The sequence below is a fragment of the Amycolatopsis orientalis genome, from assembly GCF_000943515.2.
Lineage (GTDB): Bacteria > Actinomycetota > Actinomycetes > Mycobacteriales > Pseudonocardiaceae > Amycolatopsis > Amycolatopsis orientalis.
Map to the genome: position 1 here is coordinate 2,501,830 of NZ_CP016174.1, position 12,354 is coordinate 2,514,183.

5 protein-coding genes and 1 pseudogene are annotated in these 12,354 nt (G+C 69.3%); 5 read left to right on the forward strand and 1 reads right to left on the reverse strand.

Translation table 11 applies throughout. The features are described from left to right. Positions 1–4: 4 nt before the first annotated feature. The 5 genes and pseudogenes from SD37_RS43470 to SD37_RS11005 form a co-directional block, all read left to right on the forward strand. Positions 5–8,161 (forward strand): annotated as a pseudogene (locus SD37_RS43470) (SDR family NAD(P)-dependent oxidoreductase); the annotation flags it as partial. Positions 8,162–8,167: 6 nt separating this feature from the next. Then, a complete protein-coding gene (locus tag SD37_RS10990; protein ID WP_052675176.1) occupies positions 8,168–9,562 on the forward strand; it encodes a cation:proton antiporter domain-containing protein in 1,395 nt (464 codons plus the stop codon). A 28-nt stretch (positions 9,563–9,590) separates the two neighbouring features. Further along, positions 9,591–9,854: a DUF5132 domain-containing protein gene (locus SD37_RS10995; RefSeq protein ID WP_044856710.1), complete on the forward strand. Its 264-nt coding sequence runs from the start codon at positions 9,591–9,593 to the stop codon at positions 9,852–9,854. Positions 9,855–9,865: 11 nt separating this feature from the next. Further along, the gene (locus SD37_RS11000) at positions 9,866–10,195 is read left to right on the forward strand and encodes a hypothetical protein (RefSeq protein WP_044856709.1); all 330 of its coding nucleotides are present in this window, start codon (positions 9,866–9,868) and stop codon (positions 10,193–10,195) included. Then, the gene (locus SD37_RS11005; protein WP_044856708.1) at positions 10,192–11,037 is read left to right on the forward strand and encodes an ROK family protein; all 846 of its coding nucleotides are present in this window, start codon (positions 10,192–10,194) and stop codon (positions 11,035–11,037) included. Before SD37_RS11000 ends, SD37_RS11005 begins: the two co-directional genes overlap by 4 nt. Here SD37_RS11005 and SD37_RS11010 read toward each other — a convergent pair. Beyond that, positions 10,975–11,649: an FkbM family methyltransferase gene (locus SD37_RS11010; RefSeq protein ID WP_052675174.1), complete on the reverse strand. Its 675-nt coding sequence runs from the start codon at positions 11,647–11,649 to the stop codon at positions 10,975–10,977. The two genes, SD37_RS11005 and SD37_RS11010, sit on opposite strands and share 63 nt — an antisense overlap. Between the last annotated feature and the right edge of the window lie 705 nt (positions 11,650–12,354).

The window sequence follows — 12,354 nt, forward strand, 5'->3', positions numbered from 1 at the left end:
ACAGCTCGTCGAAGCGCTTCGTTCGACACTCAAGGAGAACGAGCGCCTGCGAAAGCTGGGCTCCACCGATCCCATCGCCGTCGTGGCCATGGCCTGCCGGTTCCCCGGGGGCGTGCGGACGCCCGAGGAGCTGTGGGACCTCCTCGACGGCGGCGTGGACGCGATCGCGCAGTTCCCGGACGACCGCGGCTGGGATCTCGACAACCTGTTCGACACCGACCCGGACGCCTTCGGGAAGTCGTATGCCCGCGAGGGCGGCTTTCTCTACGACATGGCCATGTTCGACCCGGGACTCTTCGGGATCAGTCCGCGTGAGGCACTCGCGATGGATCCGCAGCAGCGGCTGCTGCTGGAGACGGCGTGGGAGACGTTCGAGCGCGCGGGCATCGACCCCGGTTCGGTGCGGGGCGAGAAGATCGGGGTCTTCGGCGGCATCATCAACCACGATCACGGGACTCGGCTGCGCCCGGTGCCCGAAGAGGTCGAAGGCTACGTCGGGACCGGCAGTTCGGGCAGTGCCGCGATCGGGCGGGTGGCCTACACGTTCGGGCTGGAGGGCCCGGCGATCACCGTCGACACGGCGTGTTCGTCGTCGCTGGTGGCGATACATCTGGCGGTGCAGGCGCTGCGTCGCGGGGAATGCACGATGGCGCTGGCGGGCGGGGTGACCGTGATGTCGACGCCGGACACGTTCGTGGAATTCTCCCGGCAGCGCGCGCTCGCTCCGGACAGCCGATGCAAGTCGTTCGACGACGCCGCCGACGGCACCGCGTGGTCGGAGGGTGCGGGGCTGGTGCTCTTGGAGCGGCTTTCGGTGGCCGAGGAACGCGGGCATCCGGTGCTGGCGCTCGTTCGCGGCTCCGCGGTGAACTCCGACGGCGCGTCCAACGGGTTGACCGCGCCGAACGGCCCGTCGCAGCAGCGGGTGATCCGGGCCGCGCTCCAGGACGCCGGTCTATCCACTGTGGACGTCGACGCGGTCGAAGCACACGGGACAGGCACCCGGCTGGGCGACCCGATCGAGGCGCAAGCTCTGCTGGCGACCTACGGCCAGGACCGCGAACGCCCGGTGCTACTGGGTTCGGTGAAGTCGAATATCGGCCACACCCAAGGCGCCGCCGGAGTCGCCGGAGTGATCAAAATGGTGCTGGCCATGCGGCACGGCGCGCTTCCCAGGACGTTGCACGTCGACACGCCGACTTCGCGGGTCGACTGGTCGTCCGGTGCGGTGGAGATCCTCACCGAGGCCTGCCCATGGCCGGAGGTCGACCGGCCGCGCCGTGCCGCGCTTTCGGCCTTCGGCGCCAGCGGCACCAACGCCCACCTCATCTTGGAGTCGGTGCCGCGAAACGACGTCGAGAGCCACGGCGAAGACGGCCCGTGGCCGGTGATGGTCTCGGGTGCCACCGCGGCGGCGGTGCGGGCGCAGGCCGAGAGGATCGCCGAGTTCGTGCGGACGCATCCCGACGTCGAGGCAGGACCGGTCGCGTGGTCGCTGCTGTCGTCGAGAGCGGCACTGGCGCACCGGGCCATCGTGGTGGCGGACGACCGCGACGATCTGGTGGCGAAACTGGCCAGTGCGGAACCAGGGATCGCGGACGTCACCGGGCGGCTCGTGTTCGTCTTCCCTGGCCAGGGCACTCAATGGGCGGGAATGGGCCGGGAGCTGTGGGAGTCGTGCGCGGAGTTCCGCGACTCGATGCTCGCGTGCGCCGAGGTGCTCGAAGACATGGTCGGCTGGAAGCTGTGGGACTCGCTCGGCGACGAGGCGGCGCTCACCCGGGTGGACGTCGTGCAACCGGTGTCGTTCGCGGTGATGGTGTCCTTGGCCGCGGTCTGGCGTTCGCTGGGCGTCGAACCGGACGCGGTCGTCGGCCACAGTCAAGGCGAGATCGCGGCGGCGTATGTCGCCGGGGCCCTTTCGCTGGAGGACGCCGTCCGCGTGGTGGTGCTGCGGTCCGCGGTCATCGCCCGGGAACTGTCAGGACGCGGCGCGATGCTGTCTGTCGTCGCACCGGAAGAGCAAGTCCGCGCGCTCCTGCCCGGTTTCCAGGACCGGCTCTGGGTGGCGGCGGTGAACGGTCCCGCCTCGGTGACCGTCTCGGGTGACGCGGACGCGATCGAGGAGTTCGGCCGGATGCTGTCCGCCAGGCGCGTGTTGCGCTGGGCGCTGCCCGGAGTCGATTTCGCCGGCCATTCCGGTCACGTGGAAGCCGTCCGGGAGAAGCTACTGGAGACGTTGGCCGAGGTGCGCCCGGCATCGGGCACAGTGCCGGTCTATTCCACTGTGGACGATCGCTGGCTCGACGGCACGGAGATGGACGCCGCGTACTGGTACCGGAATCTGCGCCTGCCCGTGGGTTTCGAGGCCGCCATACGTGGACTGGCCGAAGACGGCCACCAGACGTTCCTGGAGGTAAGCGCGCATCCGGTGCTGACCACGAGCATCGCCGACGTCGTCGAGGAACCCACCGTGGTGACCGGGACGCTGCGCCGCGACGACGGTGGCTGGGGCCGGTTCCTGGCCTCGGCGGCGGAACTCCACCGACGAGGCGTGCCGGTGGACTGGGAACCGGCCTTCGACGGACCGCGCACACGGGTGGATCTGCCGACGTATCCCTTCCAACATCAGCGGTTCTGGCTGGACGCGGGCACCGGAACCGGGGACGTCACGGCGGCGGGCCTCGCCGCGGCCGACCATCCTCTGCTCGGCGCGGTCGTCCGGCTGCCTGAAGACGACGGGGTGGCACTGACCGCGCGGCTTTCGCTCGCCACGCATCCATGGCTCGCGGATCACGTGGTGTTCGACAAGACCGTCGTCCCCGGAGTCGCACTGGTGGAGCTGGCGATTCGCGCGGGTGACGAGGTCGGTCACTCGGTCCTTGACGAGCTGGTCATCGAGTCGCCGCTGGTACTGCCGGACAGGGAAGGGCGCCAGCTCCGTGTCCGAGTACGGCCGCCCGACGCCCACGGGCGCCGCGCGCTGGCCATCCACTCTCGCCCTGACAAGGCCGAACCGGACGCCGAGTGGACCCGGCACGCGAGCGGTTTCCTGGTCACGGCTGGCGCGGCGGCCGGGTTCGAGTACGCCGAATGGCCACCGGCCGGGGCGACGCCCGTCGACATGGAGAACACCTACGCCGGATTCGCCGCCGCGGGGCTCGCGTACGGGCCGGGCTTTCAACGGTTGCGCGCGGTATGGCGACGGGGCGACGAGATCTTCGGCGAGGTCGCCCTGTCCGAGGAGCAGGCCCTCGAAGCGGGCAGGTTCGGGCTTCATCCGGCCCTGCTCGAGTGCGCGCTGCACGCGAGCACGTTCACCGGGCAGGAGGTCGCGACGCCCGATGGCGACGTCCGGCTGCCGTTCTCCTGGACCGGGGTGTCGCTCCACGCCTCGGGCGCGACGCTGGTACGCGTGCGCGCCGTCACCAACGGAGAAGGCGAGGTTTCGCTGCACCTGGCCGACGAATCCGGAGCTCCGGTCGCCACTGTCGAATCACTGGTGTTCCGTCCGGTTTCCGCCGCGGGGCTGCGAGCCACGACCGGTGGTTCGTTGTTCGGGGTGGAATGGATCCCGGCGGAGGCCGGGGCTGCTGACGATGTCGATCTCGTGGTGTACGAGGTGGGCGATGGCGAAGTACGGGAGGTGGTCGCCGGGGTTCTCGCGCGGGTGCAGGAGTTCGTGCGAGAGGAGGGCTCGTCGCGTCTGGTCGTGGTGACGCGGGGTGCGTCGACACCGGTGGCCTCGGCAGTGTGGGGTTTGGTGCGCTCCGCGCAGGCCGAGGAGCCAGGCCGGATCGTGCTGGTCGACCTCGACGACGACCCGAGGTCACGTGCGCTTTTGCCGCGGGTCGCGGCGGGCGGGGAGCCGCAGGCGGCGATCCAAGCTGAGCAGATCAAGGTCCCTCGCCTGGCTCGGACGGAACCCGCCGGCAAGCCGCCGGTGCTGGACCCGGACGGGACGGTCCTGATCACCGGAGGCACCGGCACCCTCGGCCGGATCACCGCTCAGCACCTGGTCGAGACGTACGGCATCCGGCACCTGCTGCTGCTCAGCCGCGGCGGTGGCACTGTCGACATCCCGGGCGCGAGAGTCGTCGCCTGCGACGTCGCGGATCGGGACGCGCTCGCCGCCGTCCTGGCCGACATTCCGCCCGAGCACCCGCTGACCGGCGTCATCCACACGGCCGGTGTCCTCGACGACGGAGTCATCAGCACACTGAACCCGGAACGCCTCGACACCGTGTTCGACCCCAAGATCGACGGGGCGCTGAACCTCCACCACCTCACCCGCCACCTCGACCTCAGAATGTTCGTCCTGTTCTCGTCGGTCGCCGGTGTGCTGGGCAGTGCCGCGCAGGGTAACTACGCCGCGGCCAACGGATTTCTCGACGGGCTCGCCCGCCACCGGCACGACAAGGGACTCCCCGCGACCTCGCTCGCCTGGGGGCTCTGGGAACCGACCGGTCTCACCGCGCGCCTCTCCGACGCCGATCGCCGCCGTCTGTCGAACACCGGTATGCGGCCACTGTCCGCAGTGGACGGTATGGCGCTGTTCGACAAGGCGATGGCGTCCGGGCTGCCGTCGGTCGTCCCGGCGCGGTTCGACCTCGCCGCGATCGGGTTCGGTGAGGTGCCGCCGCTCTTCCGTTCCCTGGTGCCGCGCCGCCGGACGGTTCCGGCCGGATCCCCGGAGTCGCTCGCGCGGCTTTCCCCGGAAGAGCGCCGTCAGGCGGTGAACGAACTGGTGCGCAGGGAAGTGGTCGCCGTGCTCGCGCTGTCCGGCACGGACGCCGTCGACCAGGTCAAGGCGTTCAAGGAACTGGGGCTCGATTCGCTGACCGGCGTCGAACTGCGCAACCGGCTGGCCGCCGCGACCGGATTGCGGCTGCCCGCGACCCTGGTCTTCGACTATCCGACGCCCGGCGGGCTGGCCGACCACCTCTGCGAGCGGCTGTCGGGTAAGGAGCGCAGGCTCCCCACCTCCCGTACCACCGCGGTCGTGGACGAGCCGATCGCGATCGTGTCCATGGCGTGCCGGTTGCCGGGTGGCGTGGTGTCGCCCGAGGATCTGTGGGATCTGGTGGCGGGCGGGGTCGATGCCGTGACGGACTTCCCTGCGGACCGCGGCTGGAACCTGGACGCGTTGTACGACCCCGATCCGGATGCCGTCGGGAAGTCGTATGTCCGGCAAGGCGCGTTCATAGACGATGTGGCGGGTTTCGACGCGCGTTTCTTCTCCGTCGGCCCGCGCGAGGCGCTGGCTATGGATCCGCAGCAGAGGCTGTTGCTGGAGACGTCGTGGGAGGTGTTCGAGCGTGCGGGTATCGATCCCACGTCGTTGCGAGGCAGCGACACCGGGGTGTTCACCGGCGTGACGAACCACGACTACGACCACTACCGAAATCCCGGCGTCGGCGACCTGGATGCCTACCGGATCACCGGGGTGTCCGGCAGCGTCGTGTCGGGGCGGGTCGCGTACACCTTCGGCCTGGAGGGGCCGGCGATCTCGATCGACACGGCGTGCTCGTCCTCCCTGGTGGCGATGCATCTCGCCGTGCAGTCGCTGCGCCGCGGCGAATGCTCGATGGCGCTCGCGGGTGGCGTGACGGTGATGGCGACACCTCGCGGTTTCGTGGAATTCTCGCGGCAGCGCGGTTTGGCGCCGGACGGCCGGTGCAAGTCGTTCGCGGCGGCCGCCGACGGAACGGCCTGGTCCGAAGGCGCCGGTGTGGTGCTGTTGGAGCGGCTTTCCGACGCCAAGCGGCTCGGCCACCGTGTGCTGGCGGTCGTGCGCGGCTCGGCGATGAACTCCGACGGTGCGTCGAACGGCTTGACCGCCCCGAACGGTCCGGCGCAGCAGCGGGTGATCCTGTCCGCGCTGGCCGACGCCGGTCTGTCCACTTCGGACATCGACGCGGTGGAGGCACACGGCACAGGCACCCGGCTCGGCGATCCGATCGAGGCACAAGCGGTCTTGGCGACCTACGGCCGGAACCGTGACCGGCCGGTGTGGCTCGGCTCGTTGAAGTCGAACCTCGGTCACGCCCAGGGCGCCGCGGGAATCGCCGGGGTGATCAAGATGGTGCTCGCGATGCGACACGGCGTCCTCCCCAAGACATTGCATGTCGACTCGCCCACCCCGGAGGTCGACTGGTCGGCCGGATCCGTGGAGTTGCTCACCGAGGCCCGTGAGTGGCCAGGACCGCGCCGCGCCGGGGTTTCGTCCTTCGGTGTCTCCGGCACCAACGCGCACCTGATTCTCGAATCCGTCGACGATCCCGCTGAACCTGTAGCCGCGGCCGGTGACCACCGCGGGCCTTGGCCGGTGGTCCTGTCCGGAGTGGCGGCGGAAGCTGTCCGGGCGCAGGCGCGGACGATGGCGGACTTCGTACTGGCGAACCAGGACGTCGCTGTGGAGGACGTCGCGAGGTCGCTGGTGTCCTCACGCGCGATGCTGGCGCGGCGTGCCGTGGTGGTGGCGGACGACCGTGACGAACTCCTGGCCGAACTCGAAGCCTTGAGCCGGAATGCAGTCGAGGTCCCTCCGGCCGAGGGCAAGCTGGCCTTCGTGTTCAGCGGGCAGGGCAGCCAGCGAGCCGGAATGGGCATGGAGCTGTACGACACCTTCCCGGTCTTCAGGGAAACCTTCGACGAAATCTGCGGGCACTTCGACTTCCCTTTGCGGGACTTGATCTTCGCATCCGATCAGCTGGACGCCACCCAGCACGCGCAAGCCGCGTTGTTCGCCGTGGAGACCGCGCTGGTCCGGCTGCTGGAATCCTTCGGTGTGCGGCCGGCCGTGGTGGCCGGGCATTCCGTGGGTGAGGTGACCGCGGTCCACGTGGCGGGCGCGCTGTCCCTGCGCGACGCGTGTGCGCTGGTCGCGGCGCGCGGCAGGGTGATGGGCGAACTGCCACCGGGCGGAGCGATGGCGGCGGTGGCCGCTTCCGAACGGGAAGTCGCCGCGATGCTGGAGGAATGCGACGGCCGGATCGCGCTCGCGGCGGTGAACGCGCCGCGGGCGGTCGTGGTGTCCGGTGACGAGGACGCCGTCACCTGGCTGACGGACCGCTGCGGCGGACACGGATGGCGGACCCGGCGGCTGCGTGTCAGCCATGCGTTCCACTCGCCCTGTGTGGACGAAGCGGCCGCGGGGCTGGAAGAAGTGGTCCGCGGGCTCACGTTCGCCGAGCCCCGGCTGCCAGTGGTTTCGAACGTGACCGGTGACGTCGTAGGCGTCGAAGTGCTCAGCGAACCCGGCTACTGGAGTACTCACCTGCGATCGACGGTCCGGTTCGCCGAGGGCGTGGCCCGCCTGCGCGCCTTGGGCGTCGGCACGGTGCTCGAAGTCGGGCCGGGCCGGGCGCTGGCCGGGATGGTCCGTGATTGCTGGGAGGGCGAGCCCGGCACCCTGGTCGTCGCGGGTCTGCGCGAACGACGTGAAACGGCAGGGTTTCTCTCCGGGCTGGGCGAGTTGTTCGCCGGGGGAGTCGCGGTGGGCTGGCAGGCCGCACTCGGCGGCGCCGGACGGCTGGTCGGGCTGCCGACGTACCCCTTCCAGCGGCAGCGTTTCTGGCTCGAACCCGCGAATCCGGAGTACACGCCGACGCCAGCGGCCGCTCCGCCCGTCATCGACGAGGCGACCATGGCCGGGAGGCTCGAGGGCCTGTCTCCTGCCGACCAGGAACGCGAACTGCTGGACCTCGTCCGCGAACAGGCCGCGAACGTGCTCGGCCACGAGGCAGGTGTGCGCACCGGCCCGCGGGAAGCGTTCCAGGAACTGGGATACGACTCGGTGACCGCGGTGGAACTCCGTGACCGGATCGCCTTGGCCACCGGCCTGCGCCTCCCAGCCACCCTCCTCTTCGACCACCCGACGCCCGCCGCCGTCGCCGGGGTGCTGTGGACCGAGATGTTCTCCGGTTCCTCCAGCGGATCCCTCTCGCTGCTTCACGACCTGGACCGGCTCGTCGCCGTTCCGGCCGACACCCTGGACGACGGATTCCGCGCCGCCGTACTCGCCCGGTTCGAGCGGATCACCGCGGGCTGGGCCCCGGAGCCGGAGGCGGACACCGACCTGGGGGACAGGCTCCGGACGGCCTCGACGGCCGAAGTCCTCGACTTCATCGACAACGAACTCGGCCGGGCCGCGAAATGAGGCGATGTGGAGAAGCGCAGAAAGCTGTGGCCGTGGCTAACTACCTGCGCCGCCCTGGCGGTCGCGGCGGCGTTCGGCGTGGCTCGGTTCTCCGGCCGTCCGGTCGCCGAACCTCCCGCCGGGCCGGAGTCGATCCCTCAGTGGCGCGCGTTGCTCGCCGTCACGCTGATCGTGGTCGTCGCCCGGCTCGGTGGCACCCTGGCCGCCCGGTTCGGCCAGGCGAGAGTGCTCGGGGAGGTGGTCGCCGGAGTGTTACTTGGCCCGTCCTTGCTCGGGATCCTGTGGCCTTCCGCCCAGCAATGGCTGTTCGCCCCCGGCGTCGGCGCCACCATGGAAACGTTGGCACAGTTGGGTGTGCTGGTCTTCGTGTTCCTGGTGGGGACGGAATCCGCCGTGTCGTCGCGGGCCGTGCCGCTCCGGCCGGTCGCGGCGATCAGTTTCTGCGGGCTGGCCGTGCCGTTCGCGCTCGGCGTGTTGCTGGCGGCGATCCTGCCCGAGGTATCCCTGCTGGGACTGCCGGAGGGCGGAAACGCCGCGTTCGCGCTGTTCATCGGGGTGAGCCTGAGCGTCATCGCGCTGCCGGTACTCGCCAGACTCGTGTCGGACCTCGGGATGCGCGGGACCGCGCTGGGCGCACTGGCTTTGCGCTGCGCCGCCGTGACCGATCTGGTGTGCTGGTGCCTGCTGGGAGTGGCCGCAGCCCTGGCGGGGCACCGTTCCCCGCTGGGCGTGGCCGGGTCGCTGGTGCTGACCGCGGCCGTCGCCGTGTTGCTGCTCGGCGTCGTGCGCCGCGGACTGGGCAGGCTCGGCGATCGGCAGGCGGACCGTATCCCGTCCGGAGTGCCGGTCGGTCTGCTCGGGGGAATGCTGCTGACGGCCGCGTTCACCGGCCTGATCGGCATGCACAGTGTCCTCGGCGCTTTTCTTTTCGGTGCGGCGGTTCCGAAAGATCTCGCCTCGAAGCTCCGGCTCGACGAAAAGCTCCAGCCCTTCGTCTCGTGGTTGCTGCTTCCGCTCTTCTTCTGTGTCATCGGTCTCAACGTCCACCTCGACGTGGTCGTCCGAACGCCGATGCTGGCCGCCGTTCTGCTGCTTGTGGTTTTCTTCGCGGTGCTGGGAAAATGGTTGGGTGCCGGGTTGACCGCCCGCTTTTCCGGATATTCCTGGCAACAGTCGAATCTGCTGGCGACGTTGCTCAACTGCCGCGGGTTGACCGAGCTCGTCGTGCTCGATGTCGGAAGGAGGATGGGAATCTTGCCCGACGCCGTCTTCTCGCTGTTCGTCTTGATGACCTTGGTGACCACCGTCGGGGGATCGGTTCTCGCCGCCGGATATGCCGGACCGTACCGGATCGACAAGGAGGCGGTGCGAACGCAGCTGATCAGTCAAACCCGCCGATAATTCAGGGTACAATCGAAATGGAGTGACGATGGTAGCGCCTGTTGTGGCCCCGTTCGTGATCGGATTCGTCGCCGGGCCGGTGACGCTCAAGCTGGTGAAACCGGTGGTGCGCGTCGTCGTCCGCACTTCCGTGGCGATCGCGATGGAGGTGAAGAAGGTCGCCGCGCAGGCCGGTGAGGAATTGCAGGATCTGGCGGCGGAAGTGACCGCCGAGATGGCCGTCGCCCAGACGGAGAAGGCCGCGCCGGCGAAACCGCCGGTGAAGGCCAAGCAGACCAGCACGGCACGCTGATCGCCTCGGTGATGGGCAAGACAGCCAGGCTGATCTTCCATGTGCTCGTGAGGGCCGAGGTCCGGCCCAGATCCGTTCTGCCCGGGCGGCAACGCTGGGACATCCCGCTGATGCGCGGCCGTCCGGAAGTCGCGAAACTGCTGGCGATCCGGCTGGAGAACGCCTCCGGTGTCATCGCGGCCCAGGCCAGCGCGGTCACCGGGACGATGCTCGTCCACCACACCGTGTCACTCGACGAGGTGAGGCTCGGCCGGGTGGTGCGGCGGACCGTGACCACGGCTGTCGGCGAGGCCCGCGCGCGGGCGAGGCGAGGGGGGTTCCCGCCCGGTCCGGGTCGATGACCTTCCTGGCGCTGGACATCGGCGGTACCAAACTCGCGGTCCGGGCCGAGCGGGCCGGCCAGACCTGGGAGCGGATCGAGCCTTGGCCACGAGCCGGGGTGGAGTCCGACCTCGCTTTGCTGCGTGACGTGCTGGCCGCGGTGCCGTCAGGCGTCGTGCGGGCGGGTGTGTCCGCCGCGCCGACTGTCGCCCGCGACGGCACGGTGACGGCCTGGCCGAACAGGCCGTCGTGGTACGGGGTCGACCTGCGGCGGACCATCGAGGAGGCCATCGGCGCGCCGGTGCTCTTCGGCGACGACGGCACGCTGGCCGCGGTCGCGGAGGCCGAGGCGAGCGATTGTGCCGACCTGGTCTACCTCGGGCTCGGGACCGGCGTCGGCGGCGGCGTGGTCAGCGACGGGCGCTTGATCCGCGGCGCAGGGGGCACCGCGGGCGAACTCGGGCACCTGCCGATGGATCCGGCCGGCCCGCCCTGCCGATGTGGGCGCAACGGTTGTTTACAAGCCTTGCTCTCGCCCGAAGCCCTTTCCCGTCGGACCGGACTCCTGCAGGAGAAACTCGCCACCTCCGGGGAAGTCTCCGTCTTCGTGGCCGAGGTCCTCGCTCGCGTCGTCGTGCTTCTGGCCGAATTGATCCAGCCGAGCCGGATCCATCTCGGAGGTGGATTCGGCGTGGCTTTGCCCGGCCTGCCCGCGCTTGTCGAAGAGCGATCGCGCGCCTGGGGCAGGCTGGGACATCGGCTGCCCGTCGTCGCGACGGCGGTGTTCGGCGCGCACGCTTCACTGGCTGGAGCGATGGTGCTGGCCAGGACAGGAGGAACGGGCCTTCGTCAGTCGCGATGAGCGTAGACCATATGGATGTCGGGTGCCTGAGAAGTACTCCTCACGGAGACACTCGACGCGATAGCCGCGCCGGTCGAGCAGTTCGCCGATTTCGGCGAGCCTGCCGTTCCTGTCGTGTACTTCGATGGCCAGCCTGCGCACCTTCGGCCACTGGTCGTCCGCGAGCCCGTTCAGCACTTCCAGTTCCGCTCGTTCGACGTCGATCTTCAAAAACGAGATCTCGTCGATTCCGGTGCCGGAAAGCGCATCTGCGAGCGTGGTCATGGGTACCGTTTCCTGCAGGGTACCGCGGTCGAAGTCGGCCCAGAAATTCGCCCGGAACTCGGCGGACGGGTCGAACTGTTCGAAGAGGACCCGCACGTTGTGGCGGTCTTCCTCGTCGTCGACGTACAACGTCGACATGGTCGAGCGATGCGGGTAGTAGGTGAGCCGCGCCTCACGGTTCGACGAACCGATGGCGTAGTTGGCCGTGTGCGCGCCCGGCGCGTGCCGTGCGCAATTCTCCGCGAGACAACGGTAGGAAGCCGACGTGGGTTCGAAGGCGTAGATCCGGGCGGCCGGTACCCGTCCTCGCGAAATGCAGGGCCGCGAGCCCGATATGGGCTCCCACATCGACCATCACGCTGCCTGGCGGAAGATTCGAAACACCCCTCTCGTACGCACTGCTGTGGATGACCTCGTTCCAGACGGATTCGGGGTGGTCGGTCTTCGAAGCCAGGACGACCAGATCGTTTCCGATGACGTGGTCGGAAAACATGTCGATGCTGCACTCCTGTCGAGAAGTCGAAGAAACTGGTGTCGAAACATGTCGAACCGATTCATCGTAACCGGTGGAATCATCGCGGAGAGGGAGTTGTTCCACCGCGTGTTCATTTTCCGGCCATCGGTCCCTTCGCCGGACGACAAGTCGGCGCGATCACGCCAGGCCGAGACCGATCCCACGCGCAGTCGCAGGGCCGGCGAAGAAACGCGAAGCCGATTTTCCTCCACATACCCACCATGGGAGGGGCTGGGTACCCGGCCGTGGTCGGTTCGGTTGAGTGCGATTGGGATCCCGCCACCTTTGGCCCTCCTCGTTACCCGGTAGTGGCCGGATATCCCGATCAAACCGATCTTGAACAGCGGTCAGCCCGGATCGGACGGCCGTCCATCTCCGGACGATGCCGAGAGTGAATCCCTGGTACCCCGGCGCCGCCGCTGCCCGGACCCGGGGTCTGGCACGAACCCCGAATCTGGCGACAGCACCAGCCGCGCTCCGAAGGCCTACTTCGCTGGACATGGTGCGTCCCGGAGCGGTTACGGCATGGAAGGGTCCTT